Genomic DNA, 22,253 nt, shown 5'->3' on the forward strand with positions numbered 1-22,253 from the left:
ATGGAAATGGCATTAGAACAGGAATTAATCCTGGTACTCGATTTCGGTAGTCAGTACAATCAGCTGATTACAAGACGTATTCGTGAAATGGGCGTCTACAGTGAACTGCACGATCATGAAATCTCGTTTGAAGAAATCAAAAAGATGAACCCAAAAGGAATCATCTTGTCTGGTGGACCGAACTCAGTCTATGAAGAAGGTTCGTTTACAGTTAATCCTGAGATCTTTAACTTAGGGATTCCGGTACTCGGTATCTGCTACGGCATGCAGCTGATGACGAAGTTACTCGGCGGTTCAGTTGAACGTGCGAACGAACGAGAATATGGTAAAGCAACAATTACTGCTGAAACACATTCACTCTTTAATATGCTGCCGGAAGAACAGACAGTATGGATGAGTCATAGTGATAAAGTTATCAATATCCCTGAAGGCTTCCGCATGATTGCCAACTCTCCAAGCTGTAAATATGCAGCAGTTGAGAACGCAGAGCGTCAGTTATACGGCGTTCAGTTCCATCCAGAAGTCCGTCATTCAGAGTACGGTAATGATTTACTTCGTAATTTCATCCGTAAAATCTGTAACTGTACAGGCGAATGGACGATGGAAAACTTCATCGACATCGAAGTGGAGAAAATCCGTGAACAAGTCGGCCACAAAAAAGTATTATGTGCGATGAGCGGGGGCGTAGATTCATCGGTTGTAGCGGTACTCCTTCATAAAGCAATCGGCGACCAGCTGACATGTATTTTCGTTGATCACGGCTTACTGCGTAAAGGCGAAGGTGACATGGTGATGAAGCATTTCGCAGAAGGCTTCAATATCAACATCATCCGCGTAGATGCAAAAGACCGATTCATGAGTAAACTTGCAGGTGTCTCTGACCCTGAACAGAAACGTAAAATCATCGGTAATGAATTTATCTATGTCTTCGACGATGAAGCTTCTAAATTACAAGGTGTTGAGTTCCTGGCGCAAGGTACACTATACACAGATATCATCGAGTCAGGTACAAAAACAGCACAGACCATCAAATCACACCATAACGTCGGTGGATTACCAGAAGACATGCAGTTCAAATTGATTGAACCGATCAATACACTCTTCAAAGATGAAGTCCGTGCGTTAGGTATCGAACTCGGTATTCCAGAACACTTAGTATGGCGTCAGCCATTCCCAGGCCCGGGGCTGGGTATCCGTGTGTTAGGTGAAATCACTGAAGAGAAACTTGAAATCGTACGCGAATCAGATGCGATTTTAAGAGAAGTCGTTGCTGAAGCAGGACTTGAACGCGACATCTGGCAATACTTCACAGTCTTACCTGACATCCGTTCAGTCGGGGTCATGGGCGACTACAGAACATACGATTACACAATCGGCGTCCGTGCCGTAACAAGTATCGACGGTATGACAAGTGACTTCGCAAGAATCGACTGGGAAGTGCTGCAGAAAGTATCAAGCAGAATCGTTAATGAAGTAAATCACGTAAACCGCGTGGTGTATGACATTACAAGTAAGCCACCAAGTACGATTGAGTGGGAATAGGTTTATAAAATAGAGAAACCCTTTAACCGCAACGGTTAGAGGGTCTTTTTTAATGATTGTATTTAAGAAAAAGGGCAGAAAAAGGGCAAAGTGTGAGAAAAACTATATACAAGGTAGTCCTAGCCAACGAAAAAGAGCCTTATAAGAGGCTCATAAAAAAGTAATTATTAAATAATACATAGCAGAAAACCATATAGCGATAAAAAAAGCTATAAAGTGCTTACCCTCTGATTTAAATGGACTAAATTTATTGATTAGAAATTGTGTTCCGTAATATGAAGCTAAACATAGAAAAAATATAAATACAGTAATTAATATAGTATTCATCATAGTCCTCCTAATAACTCACCGCTTCTAATTTACTCATCATGTCTTTATCCATCTGTTCGGTAACATGGCTGTAGATCTGTAATGTGGTCTTATGGTCTGTATGGCCTACTCTATCCATAATAGCCCGTAGTGACACGCCTAACTGACTTAACAGCGATATATGGCTGTGTCTTAGTGTGTGCGTTGTCACATGCTTATTAATCAACTTCTTGCCCTGGTCGTCCTTAATGTCATCTACAGCCGTCTTGATGTTGCGATTGACCGATGATAACGCCATAGGATTGCCGTAGTGGTTAGTGAAGATAAAGCCACGATCTATATAGTTGCTGTCCCACTGTATCGCTTTCTTATTCTCTAGCAGGACTTTACGCAATATATCACAGCTTCTAGTGGTCAGTGAGATAGTTCTATAGGACGCTTCCGTCTTAGTCGTGTCTTTCACGCCATGCCCCTGGTCGTCATCTACCCAGTGGATAGTACCGTCTATTTCTAGTGTCTGTTTATCAAAGTCAATGTTACTCGGCTGTATGGCCAGTAACTCACCTATACGCATACCATTGAGCGCCATGAACTCGACAATATAAGCAGTGATGATAAATGACCGCTTCATGTACCCCGTTCGTTTCTCTTTAGCAATATCATTCAGCTTATCCACTATCATCATGATCTGTGACATTTCTAAGTAATTCTCACGTTTAGCCTTTACCTCGTCCCTGGTCTTAGCTTGCTTAGGGATAGTCACGTCCTCCAGATAGGATATATCAGCGAGGTTATAACGTTTCTGTGTGTACTTCATGATGTTTCTGACAATGCTCATAGCGTCCTTGATGACTTTATGGCTTAACTTGTCATTAGAAGCGGAATTAATGAAGTCCTGGAATGTTTCAGCCGTCATATTCTTCACCAGTATGTCTTTATCCACATTCCGCTTGATGTGTTCAACCTTATAATATTTCGTTTCGATGGTGGACTGTTTAGACCCCGATACTATTTTGTAGTTATTAAACCATTCATCACATGCCTGGTGAAACGTGAGGCTTTTAAGTGTCGATGGCGTTCTATCATTCAGCTTCTCTTTAATCTTATCCTCTAACCGCTTCTGAGCCTCTTTCTGTGAGGGCTTCGTGTCCTTGTTCATCACAACAGATACACGCTTCCACTTGTCTGTTAAAGGGTCTTTATACTTCTCATAGAAGCGGTGTTTAGTGTCCCCGTGCTTGTCTGTGAACTGTTCTGACCACATAGGCTAGTCCTCCTTGTAATGTTCGTCATAGGCTTTAGTTAACTTTTGAATTTCGGAAGAAACTAAAGTTATCGCTTCTTCTAATGTTTTTTTGTCAAAATTGATTTTTTCAATTTCACCAAAATTTAAAAGATATAGATTTGTATTATATTCAAATCTAAAATTTTCTTCTGAAAAATTTTTATTAAGAGTGTTTAATATCTCTAAGTGTTTTCTTAATTTAGAAATTTTTTCGCTTATATTTATATCTACTAACATTTCATTATTTATTTTATTATTTTCTTCTATAGCTTGATTTATTTCTCCATCAATCTTTTCTTCTACTCCAGTTAAATAAAGCATTTCAGTAATCATAGTTAGAATATATCTTTTCTGTTTTTCCGTTAAATTAACATAATGATCATAATCATTTTTTTTGTAACTAAAAACCAAATCTAATTTGCTTGTTAATAAGTATTCTATGTTTAAATAAGGCTTATTTAATGTTTCGTTAGATAAATTGTCATACATTCCACGGAGCTTATTTAATTGATTAATAAAATTTTTGTTCCATGATTCAAATTCGTCTGGATAACCACATATCTTATATAAAGTATTTAATGTTTCTTTATAATCATAGCCTATACACTTTAATGCTTCTGCTAATCTTATTAAAACTCTTTTACTTGGAACGTTGTTGTTATTGTTGTTTTCTATAGCACTAATATACGATTGGCTATACCCTACATAACCGGCCAACTCTTTAGCCGTGACTTTCTTATCTTTTCTTAACTTCTTTATATATTCTCCTAACTTTTCAGCTTCTTTATTAATCATGTCTACCCTCCTAAAACTACTTATTAGAATATTATCATATTTTTATCATAAAAAGATAAAATTATTAATTTTATATTATAATTTGTGATATTTTTGTTGAAAACAATCTGAAACTGATTTATCATAAAATTATCATATAATATATTTATGATAAAAATTATGATAAACGAGGTGGTTAATTGTTTAAGTGTTATTCCATTCAGACCGAATTAGATAAACGTATGACTTTGAAGGGTCATACAAATATGACACTGGCGAAAACGGTGGGAGTGAGTTATCAGCATTTAAGTAGTATTAGAAATAAAAAGATAAATGCTAGCCCCAAACTTGCCAAACGCATAGCGGACACCCTGGGCGTAGAGATTGAAGAGATCTTCACAATTGAAGCTAAAAAGGAGGCTAACTAATGAAATTAGAAACCTGGAACGGCCACACGCTCCGCTTCATTGAGGTTAAGGGTGAGTGGCACGCAATCGGACAGGATATAGCTAATGCGTTAAATTTTAGAGATCCAAACGTAGCTACAAGGAAACTACCGCAGAAGTACAAGGGAACGTCTAAAGTACGTACCCCTGGTGGTGAACAAATCATGATTACTCTTACTGAAAAAGGTATTTATCGCTTAATCATGAGAAGTAATAAACCCGAAGCCGAAGCGTTTCAAGATTTTGTATTTGAAGTCATCAAAGAATTACGACAGCAGACAGGTTTAGAGGGCTTCCAGGTGTTTAGGTTGATGGATAAAGACCATCAAAAACAAGCGATGGAACGCCTATACAATGCCCTTAAAACTGACGACACGGAAGCGGTCAAGTTCAACAGTATTAAAGCAAACACAATCACTAATAAAGCTATCAGTATCATGTACGACTTGCCTAAGATGATTAGTAAAGAGGACATGACCCCAGACATGCTCGCAGATCGTCAGCGTCTCTTAGATGATGTGGTCAATCTAATGACGATGAAAGAGAAATACAAGCTAGATATATCAGTCAGTAAGGCCATCTATGACAGCATATTGAAACAAGTTAAGACAGCTTAGGGAGGTGATTTCATGAAAACAGTCATTAAAGTGATAGTCTATACCATTCTTGCTATGAGCCTGGGACAGACCTTTGATGTGACAGGACAGCACAGCTTAGCCATCACGTATTATTCATTACTCGGTTTTGCAACGTATGAATTAATGAAACTAGAAGAAAGAGAGGAATTGAAACATGTCAAACGTAGTTAAGTTACATGAAGAACCGACGCCCCAGAACAGCGTACTTAGAGAAGAACAGGTAGCACCCGTGAAGATGATTTACTGTAAGATTGCAACTTTACCCAAGCTATTCAATATCAGCCGAGCAACAGCCTACCGATTCTTAAAAGAAGCGGAGGACATGGAAGAGTTTAAAGGCCGTATCTGTACAGACGTATCAGCGACATTGACACTTGTTCATATTGACACATTCAGCGAGTTTTTAAGAAGTAAACACAAGAAGTATTTGTAATCACACTATTAGGAGGAAAAAACATGGAATTTATTAATTATCCCGAGGTCAAACACGCCCCACTAATCGAGTTAGGCTTTAACAATGGCATGGCCACAGGTTACGAGAAAGTAGAAGAGTTGATTAAGGAAGAAATGAACAAGTATGAGGGCGGTAAGTACCGGGTAGACAGCCCCGAGTATTTAGCTTTAAAAGGGCTAGAGTTGGAAGTGATGAAGTTAAGACACCAGGAAGAAGAGCGTATCAGCGAGTTAGAAAGCCATCTGAAAGAAGCGGTCAGCTACAATCAGCAGAAAAAGAAGCCGTCATTATTGAGTAGATTATTAGGAGGAAGAAGAGCATGAAAACAGAAGCACGATTAGAAGAGTTACAAACAGACGTAAGCATATTACAACGCAAGCTATCAGCATTAAGTAGCCTGGTCTATGACCGGTTAGAATCGGCAGAGACGAACGCAGAAGCTAAGTGGGTGGAACGTACACCAGTGGCTAAAAAACTGTATGAAGAGACAGCAGAAGACCTTTATCTAATCGCTACAGTGATCAGTGACATTTCAAAGAGTGTAGACACGATTATAGAAGAAAAAGCCTAGTTAACTAAGCACCTACCACAGCAACTAGTTAACTAAGCCCACAAAAAGAGGACTATTTTCTAAATAGTCCTACTTGCATTTTAACAGAAAGGAGTAGCCCTTTACACTAATTATATCATACCAGGGCTAGTTATGCCGATGGAAAATACTTTATTCACCGTTAATCATTACGCTAGTTTAGACGCTCATTCACATACAGGAACACTTAACTATACATTCAGCGAATTAGTGGACTATCTAAGTTATAGCACCATTTCAGATAACAAATATGAGGGCGGTCTCTTCCTTATCGGTGAAATGTCAGACACGCACCGTATTAATGACCATATCATCAATAAGCACGGGTTAGCGATTGATTATGACGAGTTGCCCGAGGGTTTTGATTTAGTACAGCAGATTAAGGACACATTAGGCTTCTCATGGATATGCTTCTCAACGCATAATCACACCGCACATAAGCCACGTTTACGCCTGGTGATACCTTTATCAAGTCCACTTCATAACGACTACTACAAGCACGCTATAGACGTGATAGACGAAGCGTTAGGCGTGAAGAGTGACCCTAGCAGTGTGAAGCTGAGTCAAGTACAAGCACGCCAGGTACTCAAAACCGCTTCAAGTGATCGTGTGTTTGAGTATAATGAAACACATTTACTTGATACGACTAAGCTAGTAGAAATGATTAAACAGCGACAGCTTAAATATAAGCCTTTAACCGCTTCTACAGGAAAAAGAAATAGTGAACATTGGTCTATAGCACGGGGGCATATAGCAGAGGGTGAGGGTCGTAATGAAGCCCTGGCAAGTTTGACAGGCTTATTACTGAGAAGATATGTCCCGTTAGATGTGACTATTCAATTATTGGAACATTGGAACGCTAGCAATCAACCGCCCCTAAGTGAAAAAGAGTTTGTAACAACTGTTAAATCAATCATAAAGATAGAGACTAAAAGACGAGGGAGTGAAGTCTTATAAACATTTTGGAAGAGATCAGACAGGAAGCACAACAGGAAGCGGAAGCACTCGAAGATATTAAAGGTTTGCCGTTAAAAGAAAGGCTTCATCAAATCGGTATGAATGAAAGAGCGTTACAAGTAGCACAGCATAAGGAAGAGGGGAAGCCAGGGAACGCACCTAAAACGTTAGACCCTGTAAGATGTGCAAGGCTATTGACCAAAGAAGTCCCCTTTATTCTCTTTGATAGCGAGGAAAATACCAAGCTAGCTATGTACCTGGATAATGACGGTATTTATACACAGAACTATAGTCTGATTAAGCGTGTTATTGCCTGGTTAGAGCCACGGCATAACAGCAATAAGGCGGAAGATGTGATTTACCATATTAAGAACTTAGTGGGTATCAAGAAAAAAACACAGTCACCCTATTTAATACCAGTAGGGAATGGCGTATATAACCGACAGACAGGACAATTAGAGCCATTTAGCCCCGATTATATATTTACGACCAAAGTCAGCACACCATACATAGAGGGTATCAAGTCCCCTATGATTGATGGTTGGACTATTGACGATTGGCTTAAAGAAATAGCTTGTCATGATAACGAGATCGTCACTCTTTTATGGCAAGTCCTAAACGACAGCTTAAATGGTAACTACACCCGTAAAAAAGCCATCTTTTTAGTAGGTGACGGGAACAATGGTAAGGGTACATTTCAAGATTTAATCAAGTACCTGGTCGGTGAGGAAAATGTCGCTTATCTGAAAATAGACGAGTTCGAGAAACAGTTTAAGACAAGCGTCTTGTTCGGTAAGACAGTCGTAATTGGCGATGATGTACCCGTAGGCGTATATATTGACGACTCTTCTACCTTTAAGAGCGTCACAACGGGCGACAGTGTACTAGTTGAGTTTAAAGGTAAACAGCCCTATAGTACTAATTTTTATTGTACGGTTATACAGTCCACTAACGGTATGCCACGCTTTAAGGATAAGACTAATGGTAATCTAAGACGGCTGTTAATTGTACCCTTTGAAGCGGACTTTAACGGACAGGTCGAGAACAGGAAGATAAAAGACGAGTACATTAAAAATAAAGAAGTCCTACAGTATGTATTGAGTAAAGCTATTAAATTGGACTTTGAAAATTTCACTATCCCAACCGCTTCACAGCGACAGTTAGATGTCTTCATGCAAGACAATGATCCTGTATATGATTTTAAAGTAAATGTCTTTGATGAATGGCTAAAAGGTCGAAGTATCAAATACTTGCCCCAGGCGTTCGTATATGAAGCATACGAGCGGTATATAGAGCATAACAATGGTAAGCCACTAGGGGAACGTCAGTTTGTTCAAAGGCTTTCTAAGTACCTGGGGAAAGAGTGGGAAAGCGGACAGCCTAGAAAGTTAACGACAGATAAACATATTCAAATTATTAATGAACTTGCAGAGAAAGAGCATATCACTTTTAACATTCAGCGTACTAAGACTTATAGAAACTTCATAAATAACTCAATTAAGTTAGTGGGCTAAAATACTACATTACAATGATTTTTACTACACTTTTACTACGCCTTTTTTATACTAACGTAGCATGGATAAAACCTTTAATATCAATACTTACAGCGTTTTTTACTACGTTACTACACTATTTTAATAAGTTATAAAAATATATATAAAAAGAGTATAAGAAAGAATATATATAATAATTTTAAAAATAAATGTAGTATCGTAGTTTTTTTCTTTGAAATCGATGGGGGAGTAAGGGTCAACTGTGCTACATTAGATAATTTTAATGTAGTACCTAATGTAGTAACGTAGCAAAAATTAAGGAGGCTAACCCTATGCAAAAAGAGTTTTACGGTGAGAAACTCACCCAGGAACAGTTAAAGACCATGGATAGAATGATAGATCACTTTAAGAAGCGGTGGGAAGTGGCCAGTATCGAAAAAGAGTTTATAGAAACGACTTATCACGATGACGGAACAGTCACTAAAAGTGTGGTCTTTCAGTTCACTTTAGCGGAAGAGATCAGAGAAGTCATTACACATATACTAACGGAGGATATTATCAATGAATGTAAAGCTGTTTAGTAAGCAATCTATAGAAGTTTCACCCTACACAAATAGATATGGTGATGTATCAACAAGAAGAAAAGAGACACAAGAAGAGTACGAAGCACGGCTAAATGACTTCTTGGAACAGCACCACATTATAGATATTAAACCTATCTATGATGGTGATTGGGACGAGGGCGGTGGCGGTATCTACTGTGAACTTATGGTGATGTATGAGCCTAGAGAAGTCAATAACCCGTTTGCTAGTAAATATATTTAGTATGTTTTTGGGAAATACAAAATAATAAATTTGTACTTATGTAAAGGACGGTGAGAAGCAAAGAGTGAAGTCATTATTAATTGAGTACCTCGAATCGAAGCGGCTCACCCAGGCCATGATAGAGAAGTGTAACGATGAAGCAGAACTTAAGATATTGAAGAGTATATTAAATGAATTGAACTTCATCATCAAGTGGATAGAGTGCGGTCACAATCCGACAGACTACAGAGGGATAAACAGGCGACAAGTTTACCTGGTAGATCAGCAAACACTTGAAATGGCTGTAGAAGATAATCATTACAGAAAAATATCAGATGAAGAGTATAGTGACTACCTACTTAATGACAACCATTTAAGCAGCCGAATGTTAAAAGGACTATCAAATAGAGAGATAGAGACGTTCATCATGATGAAGTGTGAGGGCATGAGTGCCGGGGACGTTGCGGAACTACTCGGTATAAAAACAACCTCTGTAGAATCATTCATAGAAAGGGCAAAAACGAAGCTGGCAGCGAACTTAGAAGATTTCGAAGTAGAACAGCTGATAAAAGAAAGCCGCTTCTCTATGAAGAAGCTAGAAGCGGTTATTATGTTGTCCTCTTATGATTACCAGACGGACACACTTAACTTCATGAATGAATCATCTGACGAGTATCGAATCACTCAATACTATTTAAGGAAACTAAAGCGAGTTGAGAAAAGGGTCTATCTGCTTAAAAGATGTTGTGGGAAAACGATATTAGAAATATCTGAGCAGTTGAAAACGAAGCAAGAAACAGTAGAGAAGAACTTTATCAATGCTCATAACTTATTGAGCGAACAGTTGGGCTGTGAGCCTATTAAACAGACAAGACGCATATCAAAGACAGTAAGAAGTGCGTAAAGTAAAAATACTTTACGATATTCATGGCGGTTTTTCAAAAGGTGGTCTATATGGATAAAGCAGTGAGCAACTATTTAGAGCATAAATTAATTGACCTTAAACCCTTGATATAGAGCCTTTTCTGTCATTTTATAATGCAAATTAATGTAATTTTAGCGAGGTTTTGAGGGCTATTGATTAAAGTTTAATTAACATTAAAAAACACTGTCATATCAACGGTTACAGCTATTTTTGACTTTAATTTATTTTAATTTCAGTGACTTTTAAAAGGTTGCATTTCTCAATATATTTAGGTGTTTCAGCTCTATATAACAAGCGAGGTGATGAATATGGCTTATACAGGCGTTAGTAAGCCCTATAAGGAACAGTTTATAGAGGTAGATATTAATAAAGCTAAGAACTTAATTAAACGCCCAGGCGTTAGAAGAGTGGGCGTGAAGATAGAGAACACTGAATTTAATTGCACAATAGAGGGCGTACAAGTGGGCTATGGCTTTAGACTGTTCTTTAAATGTAATTACTGTGATAGTCGAGTGACTAAACTATATTTAAAAGACCATGGCTTAAAATGTCGTCACTGTATCGACTTTAACTATATCTCACAGCAAGCAACTAAGACTGATCTAGTCTATGAATTTCATCTAATGAAGCGGTATGGCCGTATGTTAGACCCTAATTTCACTATGCCACATGGTATATCAACCCGTTGCCCCTGGAAGCCTAAGAATATGCACCAAAAGACTTATGACAAGATAAGGCACAAGTATTTGATAGTACAGAACAAAGCTATAAATAAGTGGCTTGCAATGGTCAATTTATAACCGCTTCTGATGGTCATTATTCCGACGAACTCAAATCGCTCAACAGAGCCATTTACAGCGAAAAACTATAACAAGGTTTAGGCAAGGTATAGCGAACTTTTAAAATGTCCTAGAATGGCTTTAAATAGCGTTTTAGAGTGTTTGGGAATGGTAAGGTTTTCGGGAGGTAACTGAAAACGATAAGATTATGACAAGGTATAGAAAGATTTTAGCAAGATAAGACCCTCCCCCTAGAACAAATCAGCTATCAAAACAGAAAACAAGGAACGGTATGGGGACTCTTCTTTCCACATTTAAAGCACTTTTTCTTCACGTGAGGGGGGTGCAAAAAGGGGAGGGGGGGTACGCTTGACAATCCCAGTAACGACGCTAAGGAAACACATTATGGGGTGTATAAATAATGATGATTTATTGAATAAGATGTGTGAATAATAGAGAAGAGGTGAAGTTATGAAACAAAATAAAAAGCGTTTAGATGGTGAGCCTATAAGTGTTAAAGAGTTTTTAAAATCATTAGAAGATGCAGAGAAAAGGCAAGAACAGAGAAGACAGAAACAAAAGCTAAAACAACCTAACCGTTTAGATGGAAAGCCTTATACTAAGGAAGAAACAGAAAGTTTCTTTAAAAAAGCATTAGAAAGAGAAGTAGAAAAATGAAATGTGAGTAAGCCCCCGTTTAATGTGACGGGGGTGTTTTCATATTGTAAGATAATAAAAAGTTAATAAATGTAATTATTTTATAGAATTAAAGATATTGCGGGAGATTTCACAGTGTTGTTTTTTCTGTACTTTTTGTCAAAAATCATAATAAAAAGTTAGTTTTTAATAACTATATGTAAATAAATGATGTATAAAAATATGTCTATTAAATGGCTATAAAATTTTATGAATATAAGATTATTTGTCAACTAAATGTTGCGAATACGCTACATTTGGGTATAATTAAAGTACCAGCAAACACAAAAATAGAACATATGTTCCCTGTTAGTTAAGACAAACTTTTTGTCAGATCAACAGAATATTTTAACAACATGACAAAAAGACAGTATCAAGACTGTCTATTTTTGTGTAGAAAACTATATTAAATCTTAAAAAGGTTTAATGAAAGGAGATAGTATCATGAGAGAATTAGTTAATCACATTTTAGCTGTAGCAGACGAACATGGCTTGGAAATAACTAATTTGCAATTACAAAAAATATTATATTTCTCATTAATTGAAGCATTTAGACGTAGAATTTTAACTAGAGCTCAATTGTTAGAAATTTATACTCAACCTTTCTTAGTATGGAGATATGGACCAGTAGTCGAAGATTTATATGAAGAATATAAGATATATGGAAGTTCTCCCATTTTAGAATATGGAACAGTAAGTGAAAGATTAAATGGACTCAATGAGTTTATAGATAGTCAATTGAGAAGAAGACCTTTTGATCTAGTTAATGAAAGTCATCAACACATGCATTGGATTAATAACCAAGATGCTATCGTTTATGGACGAAGTGACATTGAATATACTTTAGATGATTTATTACAAGAGGCTAGTTGAACATGAACAATGTCGAGATTTTCCGCAATGAATATATAGATCCCCAAAATAAACCTTTTACTGACCAACTTCATAAATTATTATTGAATTACTCATCAGGTCAATATGATAAATTAGATCCTCAAAAAGAATATATCCAAAATCTATTTGAAGCATGCGAGGGAATGGAACCCTCCATGCTTCCTTATGCGTCTATTACAACAAAAGTTTTTAATTTTGATGAAAAGAATAAAGAAAATGATTTAAATGACTTTAAAGGATTTATCTCTGAATGTTTATTAGAGCATTATAACCATTATGTTACAGGTGAAGAAGAATTAAAAAGATATTCTTCACAATATAAAGTATTAAGAAAATTTATAGAGCATTTCGATTTGGCTGTTAGTCAAAGAAATTCACTTTATGTGAGACAAAATAGTGATATAAACCGATTTAATAAATTTATTAAGAAACACGAGAAGAAACTAGAAGAATTTGGTCAACTAGAAACAAGGATTGATAAATTATCAGAAGACAAAAATCAAATTTACACTCAATTTGTAGCGATTCTAGGTATATTTACATCTATAATGTTTGCGGTTATTGGTGGCTTTAATGAAGTGACTACTTTAGCAAAAAGTGTACATAGTACGCCTTTACCTAAACTTCTTATTTTCTTATCTTTAGTTATGCTGGGTATAAATTTCTTAGTATTCATGTCTTATAATGCAATAAGTAAGCTGACTAACTTACCTTTAAGAAGTTGTCATTGTGAAAAAGATGGAAATGGTAATGTAATAGATTGTAATTGTAGATTCCATGAAAAGCACCCTACTGTTGTTATTTCAAGTACAGTATTCATATTGATAGCTTTATTAGGCTTTACCTTGGGAGCATTATATGATGAAGAACCTAATATGCAAATTGCCCCTCTTAACGATGAATTAGTTTCCGAATATCTCATAGCATTAGTTCCAATAAGTTTAATAGGTTATATATTATTTAGGTTATTTAAACTTAGAGATAAATTATAGAAGTAAGCAAAAATTTTTAAATGAAATTTTAAGGGCAAAAAAAGGGCAGATATTTGCAACTCGGGGCAACACCTGGGGACATAGTAGGACCTAATGAACGCTTCAAACCCTTGATATATAAGGTTTTGAAACTCTATGAAATTTCACTATTTCCTGTTTTGGATTGAGTGGGAATAGCACCCAAAAATCCTCTAACCTTCGCGGTTAGAGGATTTTTTGCATGTTATTTATTATCTTCTTTCGATGGCAGGGGATAGAATCCCGCTTTGAATTGCTGCAATAACGGTTCTGGGAGGTCATGTTTGTTCGGATCTTCTGGGTCAAAGTAAGAGATAATCTCGTCTTCTTTACCTTCTTTAATTTTAGCGACAAATGTATGGTCGAGCAGTAGTTCTCTGCCGACTGCGATAAGTTCTACTCCAGTATTCAGTGCATCAATCGCATCATCAGCTGTAAAGATTGAGCCGATTCCGATTAATGGCATACGACCATCTACCCATTGATGAAGTAGCTGGATACGATTTTCACCTGCGTATTTCCCTTCATGAACATCTCCGTGGATATGCATGAGTGAAGCGTGTAAATAGTGAAGTGGTTTTTCAATTAAGTGTTTAATCAGTTCTTCAGTTAATTCCATTTTAATGCCTGGGTTAAATGCTTCTTCTGGTGAGAAGCGGTAACCGATAATAAAGTCATCATTACCGTGTTCTTTTACTGTTTTAACGACTTCATCAACCACTTTCAGGGCAAATAAAAATGAATCTTTCCATTGGTCTGTACGTTTATTGAAGTGAGGGGAGACGAACTGATGAATGATATAGCCGTTTGCGCCGTGAATCTCAACACCATCGAATCCTGCTTCAATCGCACGTCTGGTTGCTTCGCCGAATGCTTTGATTGTTTCGTTGATCTCGTCTTCTGTCATTTCTCTCGCACTATGAGTATGTTCCTGACCGAAGCTTTTCAGCTCCATCGCGCTTGGCCCCACGACTTCGCCATCTGGTATATATTCCGGTAGTGCTTGTACGCCGCCGTGATGAATCTGAACGATAGCCTTAGCGCCGTTCTTTTTCATCGCTGTGGCTAAACGTTTCAAGCCTTCAATATCACTATCATGTGCAATAGATGGCTGTCCGGGGAAAGCTTGTCCGATATCCATGATGTTGGATGCTGCTGTGATAGACATGCCGACATCTTTAGAACGGCTTTCCATATAAGGAATTTCTCTATCAGCAATCGTTCCGTCTTCATTAGAGGAAATATGAGTAAGAGGTGCCAGAACAAAGCGATTGCGTAGTTCTACACCATTGTTTAATTTTAAAGGTTGAAATAAATCATTATATTTTGAGTTCATGATGGTGCCTCCTTGTGACCATCAGTATAGCATCTGTAGAGGTAATGATTAAAAAATTCTGCTTGCAATCATATAGAAGATGACCATCAAGATACCCATAAAAATGGCGTATTTAAAGTTATAAGGTTTCTTGTTCTCTGAGAAGTGATTCAATAGACGATCTGTGATGAGATAGATGATTTCAAAGACGATAAACATTAAGATGCTTGTAAGTAGTAAATTAGTGATATCCATTGCGGTGCCTCCTTATTGAACATGTATTTTTAAGATCACTAATATTGTAACATTTTTAAATGTGTAAGATAATGTCATTGAAGAGGGTGAGATAAATGTATAAATTCAGAACAGCGAATATCAATGATTTGCACCAGATTGCGGCTCTTGAACAGGAATCGTTTATCCCGGAAGTAGCCGATACAGAAGGGGCATTTAAAGAACGAATTGACAAGATCAGTGACACATTTATTGTAGCTGAGAAAGAGGGAGACATTGCAGGTTATATCAATGGACCAGTAATCGAGCAACCTTATATTACGGATGATTTATTTAAAAAGATTCCTGACACGAGAACAGGTGATTATTTATGTGTATTAGGACTTGCTGTATCTCGTCGTCATCAAAGACAAGGCCTAGCTGGACAACTGATTGATCGTTTTACTGCACTTGCAGAAGGATTAAAACTTAAAGCTATTACGTTGACTTGTACTGAGGACCTTGTCCCTTTTTACGAACGCTATGGTTTTAAAAGTCATGGACCATCTGCTTCCCAGCATGGGGGAGAACAGTGGTTTAATATGATCAAAGAGGTCTAAAGATGATTTATATCGCGCGTATTTATGATGATAAGAAAACGTATTTTAGTTGACCGGGTCTGGCCTCGTGGTATTTTTAAGGAAGCAGCACAGCTTGATGACTGGTTGAAGGAAGTCGCACCTTCTACTGAACTGCGCAAATGGTTTGATCATGATGCTGAGAAGTTTGTTGAATTTAAGCAATTGAAGTCTATAAAAGGGGCTGTGATTTTATTGTACGATGCCAAAGATGAAAAACATAATAACGCAGCTCCTTTAAAAGAGTTTCTGGAGAAATAATGAATGCATCTACAAAAATGTGGATGCATTCTTTTGAATTGTTAAAGAAGATGGACTGAGTGTCGCAAACCGCGCCACTCGTACCTCAAAACCAATCTGAGTGTCGCAAACCGCGCCACTCGCACGCCGAAACAAATCTGAGTGTCGCAAACCGCGCCACTCGTGCATCATAAATCATCTCAGTGGCGCTGCTCTCCTCCATATCGCTATAATAAATAGGATTGGAGTTGATGAAGATGATTAAATTAAAGAATCCGAGTCCTATTTATTTAAAAGGAAGTGACCATGCAATTCTCTTGCTACATTCTTTTACAGGGACTGTACGTGATGTGAAGGAGTTAGCGAAGCGGCTGAACGCGGAAGGGTTTACGACTTATGTTCCTTCTTACCCAGGGCATGGTCTACTGCTGGAAGATTTCCTGGAATATGATACAGATGACTGGTGGCAGGTAGTCGTCGATAGCTATGAGTTTCTGAAGAGTGAGGGCCATAAAAAAGTCAGTGCAGTAGGCGTGTCACTTGGCGGCTTGTATACGCTGAAACTACTGGAAACATATCCTGAAATTGAGCAAGGGGTTATCATGTCTGCCCCACGCTCCAAGGATGCGACGAGTATTGATTATAGACTCGAGCAATATGGCATGCGTCTGAATAAAATGCTCGGGATGGCTGATCATGAAAATGAACGTCAGCTGGCTCTTATTAAGAACTACTCACAAGGGACAGAGAAATTCTGTTCGATGATTGAGCATCTCATGGGAAATCTGGACAAAATAAAATCACCGGTCTTAGTCATGTATGGTGAGCGTGATGACAAGAGTTATGCGGAGAGTGCCCAGTTTATTCATGAGCAGTTAACCAGTCAGAAACAACTGGTCAGTCTTGCATCTGCAGGTCATCTTATGACTCTTGGACGAGGGCAGGCATCGACTGAGAAATATATTATCTCTTATTTCTGTCACAAAGATGTCTAAACCTGAAAACGTATTTTTTTATCTGAATGGTGTATGATAATGATACGTTAAATAAAGGAGTGAGATTATGTCTAACACTATGAAGAAACTCATTGTGTTCGTTATTGGACTCGCTGAGATTATGGCAGGTTTTGCTATATATGAGACATCAGTATTCGGCGCATTTGTCTTTGTTGCCTTAGGTATATTGTTTATTGCGATCATGTTCTTGATTGATCAGCGCGCAAGAAATCCATATGATAGTCGCTATACCAATTAAACGCTAAGTCCAGCTGGACTCAGCGTTTTTTATTTTGTTCAATTAATCGTCTGTCAGCTGATATTTGATACATCTCATCTCTCAGCTGAATGATGTCATCATCTGGTAGAACAGATAGATATGGCCCTGCTTTTAGCAGTTCAAAATAAGGAATATCTTCTTCGATTTCCTGAGTAATAACGAGACGTCCTATTTCACTCACTTTACCGTCATGACGAATTTTTTCAATAGAGGTAGGCGCGCTATAACGTTCTGCATATAACTTGATATCCTCATGATACTCGACATGAAATCTGACATAGTCCTGTTCGGTTTTAAAGTAATGCAAGTTATGATAAATCTGAAATCTTCTTATCGTCGACAAAGGGAAATGCTTTGCTAATTTGCCTAGACGTTGACCAAATTGTTCAAGTTGACCTATTTTACGCAATAGATTAAATATGACCATCCAGTCATTCGTCTGCTTGATGGCATTCACATACGTTGTAAATTTAAGAATTGATTCTTTTTTTACAAACGGAAAATAAGGAAAATTGATAAAGATAAAATGGCTGTCAGTTTCATTAAAGCGAATAGCAAGACCTTTCAATGAAATGAGTTGTTCAGGTGTCCGCTTATTAGGCGGTGCATCCGATAATCTGACAAGAGCCGTTGTATTATCACCTAACAAGACCTTACCTTCATCCGTCAGTTCAACCGTTGCATTGTAGTAATAGCCACGCGCGTGAGCTCGCTTCAGTCCTTTGTCATGTACACCGAGCATTTCGATATAGTTAATGATTCTCTCTGCCGTTGTTGTCATCTCAACACATCCTTTTTCCTTCTATACCCATGCTTACTAAAAAAAGAACTGACGCTCGTCAGTTCTTTAAATATTTTTGGATCAATGCTTCTACTTCATGTTTCCAGAAAAAGCGATCAAATTTATTTTTATGGGCCACCTGAATCAGGTCATTTGTCATCCACATGGAGAGAACGTTAGGCGGGACCCCCATATCATATACCTCATTGGCAGTCACAAATGCATCGCGATGTGATTCCACATAATTCACCTTCTAATTAATTCTATTCAAGTAACCATCTTTCATTTCGTAAACTTTATCAAAGTATTTTGTCAGTCTTGTATCGTGTGTGACGACAATAGCTGCTTTGTCCATACCACGTACTTCTTCACGAATAAGCTCGATAACAGCAAATGCTTTTTCACTATCCAGACTTGCTGTCGGTTCATCAGCCAGGATGACAGATGGCTTCGTATAGATAGCCTTCAGGATAGCGACCCTCTGTCTCTGACCACCTGACAGTTCACTTGGATATTGGTTCATTACTTTTTCCAGACCTAGTGTCTGCACTTTTTCTGCCAGCTCTTCTTTTGACAGATGATTACGATTGACTTTATCCAGCAGTTTAAGCTGATCTTTCACTTTAAGGAAAGGGACTAAGTTTGAAGCCTGCAGGATAAAGCCGATTTCTTTTAATCTGATCTGAGAACGTTTTTTCTCGTTATAATCTGTTGTATTTGTATCATTAATGATAATACGACCTGATGAAGGTTTCTGCAGCAGCCCGGCGATAGTCAGCAGGGTACTTTTACCGGAACCTGAAGGACCGACAATAGCCACCATTTCACCACGTTCCAGATGGAAGTCAGTCGCTTTCAATGCTTCGACATACGTATTATCTTTACCGAAACTTTTGGATACACCTTCTAGGGTTAAGACCATTTTTTTCACCTACCCGATTGTTTTTAATGGATCGACTTTTTGTACAGAGCGGATTGAGAACAGTCCGCCTAATAATGCTGTAATAATTAATGTTGCAGCATAGATAGCAATGAGCTGCCATTTAAATATAATAGGAACTACTGGCGGCAGGAAGTAAGCGGTCAGTAATGTTAAGCCAAGCGCAATAAGAACAGCAAGAACTGATAAAATCAGTGTCTGGAAGATGACTGATTTTGCAAGGAAACTGTTGCTGATACCTTGTGCTTTTAAGAGACCATAAATAGGTGCTTTCTGAATTGTGATAACGTATAAGAAGATACCGATAATGAATGCTGAAATAGCAAATAAGAAATAACTCATAAAATCGAGTGTTAATTTCTGTTCAGTATAACCTGGTAACTTTTTAATAAATGATTCACTATCAATCACTTGTAAATCACTGTCCACTTTAACACCTTTAAAGTTTGAATCTTTTACAACGAACGCATTCACTTTGTCATTCAGACGACCATTTGTCAGAACATCTGCAGTTTCATCATTACTGTAAAGAATAGGCGCTGCATTATATTTAGCCCCTTCAGTAAACCCAGTAATCGTCAACGTCTCATCTGTGCCCGCGAGATCCAGTTTATCGCCGATTTTAAACCCTTTTTCTTTAAATGTATCATCTGCTACCACTTCAAAATCATCCTTGAACATTTTACCGTCGCTAATTTTTGGCTCAATAAACGAACCTTTTTGAATGCCAAATAACAGGGCGTTCTGTTTTCTGTCAGCTGTTGAAGTGATGACAGCTGTATTTTTAATCGGTGCAGCATTCTTGAATTTTCCATCTACTGCATCCTGATCCATAACGGACTGTGCTAAATTCTGGTTGGACTCTTCAGTCATCACGATGGCGTCTCCGCCCCATGTATCAATGGCTTCGCGGTTCATATTCATCAGACCGTTAGATAGTCCTGAAATAAGGAAAAGCAGGTAGCCAATTAAAACTAGTACACCAATGATTAAACTAAACTTTAATTTGTTATAAAGTAATTCTTTCCACGCTAAAAACATGTGTCAACCTCCTTTATTTTAATAAAAATGTGCGGATAATCATATCGAGTTGTGATCGACTCAGTGTTAATGTAGACTCACCGAAAAGCTTAAGCAGTTCAGCAGTATTATTATCTTCAAAAACCACTGATTTTTTGAAATATGGATCGAATACAGCGATATAAGAGTTGAGAATTTTTTCTTCGTCAGTGATAGTCGCTCTTTCACTTTCAGGTGCTACAGTCAACTGATCAAAATTCAAGTACTTCTTAATAATAGAAAGAATCTCCATATTATGTGGCGGTGCACTATTCGTAATATGATAAATTTTACCATCTTCAGCTTGAAGCGCATGGCCGAGTACACGAACAACATAATCGACAGGCACTAAATTAGATGTCCCGTTATCATGACCGAATAAGCGAAATTGCTGGCTAGTAACAGAGCGCGATATCTTCCGGCGAAATACTTTTAAGGCCTTCATAAAACCGTATAGTGTAAACTTCGAATCTGCGGCACCCGTGACAGAATCACCGATAATAATGGCAGGACGCAGTATAGATTTTTTCATAGGTGCCTGCATCACGACATGTTCAGCCTGAAGTTTACTTTCTTCATATGGATTATTGACAGGTGTAGATAGAGGATGCAGTTCTTCTTTAGCCTGTTCATTCTGACCGACTGTATAGGCTGTAGAAACATAGAGGAAGTGCTTCGTATTAAGTACTTGAGCTAAAGCGAGGGCATGTCTCGTGCCTTCAAGATTGATTTCAAAAAGTTGCTGACGTAATTCTTCGTCGAATTTAACGAGGGCAGCTAAATGATAGAAGTAATCCATCTGTGGAAGATGATGGTGTGAAAAATCTACACCACAATTCTCAGAGGTGATATCTCCTTGTACAAAATGAAGAGAGGCATTAGGAAGCTCACTGATCAGCTTCTGTTTTTTCGCCTCATCTCTGTAGAGGATGTAAAGATGATGCTCAGGATTCTGAGCGAGTTGATGAATGAGCTGAGCGCCGACAAAGCCAGTCGCGCCCGTTAAAAAAATATTCAGGGTTTCCACTTCCGATTCTAAAGTAATCATATTTCCAGATATATCTATATATACCCAGAAAGTTGTACTATAATTGTAGCGTTATTGATAACAAAAAAACAAACGAAACGTGAGGATAAAAAGAATGCAAAATGTTTATTTTAATCATGATGCATTCTTTTTATATAACGTCGCTTGCTAAACAAGTTTAAATCAATGATGGTTGAAAATCATTTCAGTTTTGAGCTGGTCTGTAGCTTCATATACTTTCAGCTCTGTTAAGCGATGAATCAATGCCTGTTGAAGCTCAAATGCTTCAGCGGGTGTTTTTACTTTAGAAGAAAGCTCTACAATATGAGTCTCTCCAATATCCCACTTTTCCAGCTTGATTTTATAACTGTTCAATTTTCCGATATGTCTTTCGAATTCAACCGGTCCTACTAACGTAGATTCATCTAATTCGGTCAGATAGGGCGCAAATATGTCAGGCGCCTGCTCGGTAATATGCTGATGACTGACATCAAGAGCAGGTAAAATATGTTCATCGAGCGGAACTTCTACCACATGTGTCACACTGAGTGTCTGTGTATTGATGCCATACTCAACTTCCAGTTCGCCATTGATACCGTCTTTTTCAGCCTGTTTAATAGCAGCTTCCACATCATGGTCATTGATAGGGTATCGTTTCTTGTACTGCAGTTCCAGATGTTCATCGTATTCAGATTTTCTGACGCGAATGGTCACTTTGTTATCATAGTTCATTCTTGTCTGATGATCGATAAACTGAACGAGAAAATCTTCATCCTTACTTTTTGCTTTAAAAGCTTTTAATAATTTATTTTTAATATGTCCTTTTTTATTCAACACTTTAGTGCTATCCGCATAAACCTTTACTTCATAGATCATTTTATAGTGCCTCGCTTTCATTGATTAATCTTTACCCATTTTATATGAAAATTAAGATTAATCTTTACCCATTTTATATGAAAATTAAAAATAGCAAAACTGTTGACAAATATTTAGACATATTATAAGATTGATATTGTCTTATTTGGAGGAATACCCAAGTCCGGCTGAAGGGATCGGTCTTGAAAACCGACAGGGGCTTAACGGCTCGCGGGGGTTCGAATCCCTCTTCCTCCGCCATTATTTTTATAATTAAACGAAAATATATAGATCGATGTCCTGTTAATCAGGGCA

At 37.6% G+C, this 22,253-nt stretch carries 30 protein-coding genes and 1 tRNA gene; 21 read left to right on the top strand and 10 right to left on the bottom strand.

The window, feature by feature from the left end:
• Positions 1-1,542, top strand: a complete 1,542-nt coding sequence (guaA, locus tag ERX37_RS07650) for a glutamine-hydrolyzing GMP synthase (protein WP_133430077.1) — start codon at positions 1-3, stop codon at positions 1,540-1,542.
• A 337-nt stretch (positions 1,543-1,879) separates the two neighbouring features.
• Here the strand turns inward: guaA and ERX37_RS07655 are convergent, their stop codons facing one another.
• Together ERX37_RS07655 and ERX37_RS07660 are read right to left on the bottom strand one after the other, a co-directional pair.
• Positions 1,880-3,115 (bottom strand): tyrosine-type recombinase/integrase, encoded by a 1,236-nt coding sequence (locus tag ERX37_RS07655; RefSeq protein ID WP_133430078.1) that lies wholly within the window; start codon positions 3,113-3,115, stop codon positions 1,880-1,882.
• A 3-nt stretch (positions 3,116-3,118) separates the two neighbouring features.
• Positions 3,119-3,931, bottom strand: a complete 813-nt coding sequence (locus ERX37_RS07660; protein ID WP_133430079.1) for a helix-turn-helix domain-containing protein — start codon at positions 3,929-3,931, stop codon at positions 3,119-3,121.
• 221 nt (positions 3,932-4,152) lie between these two features.
• On the opposite strand from ERX37_RS07660, the gene ERX37_RS07665 reads away from it, so the two are divergent.
• The 15 genes from ERX37_RS07665 to ERX37_RS07735 all read left to right on the top strand — a co-directional run bounded on the left by ERX37_RS07665 (position 4,153) and on the right by ERX37_RS07735 (position 13,577).
• Entirely contained in the window at positions 4,153-4,338 is a 186-nt protein-coding gene (locus ERX37_RS07665) for a helix-turn-helix transcriptional regulator (protein ID WP_133430124.1), read from the top strand.
• Complete coding sequence (locus tag ERX37_RS07670) at positions 4,338-4,973, top strand: BRO-N domain-containing protein (RefSeq protein WP_133430080.1); 636 nt, start codon at positions 4,338-4,340, stop codon at positions 4,971-4,973. The genes ERX37_RS07665 and ERX37_RS07670 overlap by 1 nt, the downstream gene beginning before the upstream one ends.
• A 12-nt stretch (positions 4,974-4,985) precedes the next feature.
• Positions 4,986-5,165, top strand: a complete 180-nt coding sequence (locus ERX37_RS07675; protein ID WP_133430081.1) for a hypothetical protein — start codon at positions 4,986-4,988, stop codon at positions 5,163-5,165.
• Positions 5,149-5,427, top strand: coding sequence for a helix-turn-helix domain-containing protein (locus ERX37_RS07680; protein WP_133430082.1), 279 nt, complete (start codon positions 5,149-5,151; stop codon positions 5,425-5,427). The genes ERX37_RS07675 and ERX37_RS07680 overlap by 17 nt, the downstream gene beginning before the upstream one ends.
• A gap of 23 nt (positions 5,428-5,450) precedes the next feature.
• Complete coding sequence (locus tag ERX37_RS07685) at positions 5,451-5,771, top strand: hypothetical protein (RefSeq protein ID WP_133430083.1); 321 nt, start codon at positions 5,451-5,453, stop codon at positions 5,769-5,771.
• Positions 5,768-6,019, top strand: coding sequence for a hypothetical protein (locus ERX37_RS07690; RefSeq protein ID WP_133430084.1), 252 nt, complete (start codon positions 5,768-5,770; stop codon positions 6,017-6,019). Before ERX37_RS07685 ends, ERX37_RS07690 begins: the two co-directional genes overlap by 4 nt.
• A 132-nt stretch (positions 6,020-6,151) precedes the next feature.
• Positions 6,152-6,994 carry a primase alpha helix C-terminal domain-containing protein gene (locus ERX37_RS07695; RefSeq protein WP_133430085.1) on the top strand — a complete coding sequence of 281 codons (843 nt, stop codon included), beginning with the start codon at positions 6,152-6,154 and terminating at the stop codon, positions 6,992-6,994.
• Positions 6,995-6,999: 5 nt separating this feature from the next.
• On the top strand, positions 7,000-8,508 hold the full coding sequence (locus ERX37_RS07700; protein WP_229713206.1) for a DNA primase family protein: 1,509 nt from the start codon (positions 7,000-7,002) through the stop codon (positions 8,506-8,508).
• 311 nt (positions 8,509-8,819) lie between these two features.
• Positions 8,820-9,068, top strand: coding sequence for a hypothetical protein (locus ERX37_RS07705; RefSeq protein ID WP_133430086.1), 249 nt, complete (start codon positions 8,820-8,822; stop codon positions 9,066-9,068).
• Positions 9,049-9,312 carry a hypothetical protein gene (locus ERX37_RS07710; RefSeq protein ID WP_133430087.1) on the top strand — a complete coding sequence of 88 codons (264 nt, stop codon included), beginning with the start codon at positions 9,049-9,051 and terminating at the stop codon, positions 9,310-9,312. Before ERX37_RS07705 ends, ERX37_RS07710 begins: the two co-directional genes overlap by 20 nt.
• A gap of 64 nt (positions 9,313-9,376) precedes the next feature.
• A complete protein-coding gene (locus tag ERX37_RS07715; protein ID WP_133430088.1) occupies positions 9,377-10,195 on the top strand; it encodes a sigma factor-like helix-turn-helix DNA-binding protein in 819 nt (272 codons plus the stop codon).
• 329 nt (positions 10,196-10,524) lie between these two features.
• Positions 10,525-11,016 carry a hypothetical protein gene (locus tag ERX37_RS07720; protein WP_165982002.1) on the top strand — a complete coding sequence of 164 codons (492 nt, stop codon included), beginning with the start codon at positions 10,525-10,527 and terminating at the stop codon, positions 11,014-11,016.
• Positions 11,017-11,466: 450 nt separating this feature from the next.
• Positions 11,467-11,673 carry a hypothetical protein gene (locus ERX37_RS07725; RefSeq protein ID WP_133430090.1) on the top strand — a complete coding sequence of 69 codons (207 nt, stop codon included), beginning with the start codon at positions 11,467-11,469 and terminating at the stop codon, positions 11,671-11,673.
• 462 nt (positions 11,674-12,135) lie between these two features.
• Positions 12,136-12,564, top strand: a complete 429-nt coding sequence (locus tag ERX37_RS07730) for a Panacea domain-containing protein (protein WP_133430091.1) — start codon at positions 12,136-12,138, stop codon at positions 12,562-12,564.
• 2 nt (positions 12,565-12,566) lie between these two features.
• Positions 12,567-13,577: a GAT domain-containing protein gene (locus tag ERX37_RS07735; protein WP_133430092.1), complete on the top strand. Its 1,011-nt coding sequence runs from the start codon at positions 12,567-12,569 to the stop codon at positions 13,575-13,577.
• Positions 13,578-13,800: 223 nt separating this feature from the next.
• Here the strand turns inward: ERX37_RS07735 and ERX37_RS07740 are convergent, their stop codons facing one another.
• Positions 13,801-14,931, bottom strand: coding sequence for an NADH-dependent flavin oxidoreductase (locus tag ERX37_RS07740; RefSeq protein WP_133430093.1), 1,131 nt, complete (start codon positions 14,929-14,931; stop codon positions 13,801-13,803).
• A gap of 48 nt (positions 14,932-14,979) precedes the next feature.
• Positions 14,980-15,165, bottom strand: coding sequence for a hypothetical protein (locus ERX37_RS07745; RefSeq protein ID WP_133430094.1), 186 nt, complete (start codon positions 15,163-15,165; stop codon positions 14,980-14,982).
• A gap of 95 nt (positions 15,166-15,260) precedes the next feature.
• Between ERX37_RS07745 and ERX37_RS07750 the strand changes: the two genes are divergently transcribed.
• From ERX37_RS07750 to ERX37_RS07765, 4 genes are all read left to right on the top strand, one after another.
• A complete protein-coding gene (locus ERX37_RS07750; RefSeq protein ID WP_133430095.1) occupies positions 15,261-15,743 on the top strand; it encodes a GNAT family N-acetyltransferase in 483 nt (160 codons plus the stop codon).
• A gap of 24 nt (positions 15,744-15,767) precedes the next feature.
• On the top strand, positions 15,768-16,022 hold the full coding sequence (locus tag ERX37_RS07755; RefSeq protein ID WP_133430096.1) for a DUF488 domain-containing protein: 255 nt from the start codon (positions 15,768-15,770) through the stop codon (positions 16,020-16,022).
• A gap of 236 nt (positions 16,023-16,258) precedes the next feature.
• Entirely contained in the window at positions 16,259-16,996 is a 738-nt protein-coding gene (locus ERX37_RS07760) for an alpha/beta hydrolase (RefSeq protein ID WP_229713207.1), read from the top strand.
• Between the two features lie 67 nt (positions 16,997-17,063).
• Complete coding sequence (locus ERX37_RS07765; RefSeq protein ID WP_133430097.1) at positions 17,064-17,255, top strand: hypothetical protein; 192 nt, start codon at positions 17,064-17,066, stop codon at positions 17,253-17,255.
• A gap of 19 nt (positions 17,256-17,274) precedes the next feature.
• Here ERX37_RS07765 and ERX37_RS07770 read toward each other — a convergent pair whose 3' ends face one another.
• The 6 genes from ERX37_RS07770 to ERX37_RS07795 form a co-directional block, all read right to left on the bottom strand.
• Entirely contained in the window at positions 17,275-18,057 is a 783-nt protein-coding gene (locus ERX37_RS07770) for a catalase family protein (RefSeq protein ID WP_133430098.1), read from the bottom strand.
• A 58-nt stretch (positions 18,058-18,115) separates the two neighbouring features.
• On the bottom strand, positions 18,116-18,298 hold the full coding sequence (locus ERX37_RS07775) for a hypothetical protein (RefSeq protein WP_133430099.1): 183 nt from the start codon (positions 18,296-18,298) through the stop codon (positions 18,116-18,118).
• Positions 18,299-18,310: 12 nt separating this feature from the next.
• Complete coding sequence (locus tag ERX37_RS07780; RefSeq protein ID WP_133430100.1) at positions 18,311-18,979, bottom strand: ABC transporter ATP-binding protein; 669 nt, start codon at positions 18,977-18,979, stop codon at positions 18,311-18,313.
• 9 nt (positions 18,980-18,988) lie between these two features.
• Complete coding sequence (locus ERX37_RS07785) at positions 18,989-20,038, bottom strand: ABC transporter permease (RefSeq protein ID WP_133430101.1); 1,050 nt, start codon at positions 20,036-20,038, stop codon at positions 18,989-18,991.
• A gap of 13 nt (positions 20,039-20,051) precedes the next feature.
• The gene (locus ERX37_RS07790) at positions 20,052-21,104 is read right to left on the bottom strand and encodes an SDR family oxidoreductase (RefSeq protein WP_229713209.1); all 1,053 of its coding nucleotides are present in this window, start codon (positions 21,102-21,104) and stop codon (positions 20,052-20,054) included.
• 162 nt (positions 21,105-21,266) lie between these two features.
• A complete protein-coding gene (locus ERX37_RS07795; protein WP_133430102.1) occupies positions 21,267-21,959 on the bottom strand; it encodes a CYTH domain-containing protein in 693 nt (230 codons plus the stop codon).
• Positions 21,960-22,106: 147 nt separating this feature from the next.
• Between ERX37_RS07795 and ERX37_RS07800 the strand changes: the two genes are divergently transcribed.
• A tRNA-Ser gene (locus ERX37_RS07800) sits at positions 22,107-22,199 on the top strand.
• Positions 22,200-22,253 lie beyond the last annotated feature (54 nt).

This window comes from Macrococcus hajekii (assembly GCF_004359505.1).
GTDB classification, from domain to species: Bacteria; Bacillota; Bacilli; order Staphylococcales; family Staphylococcaceae; genus Macrococcus; species Macrococcus hajekii.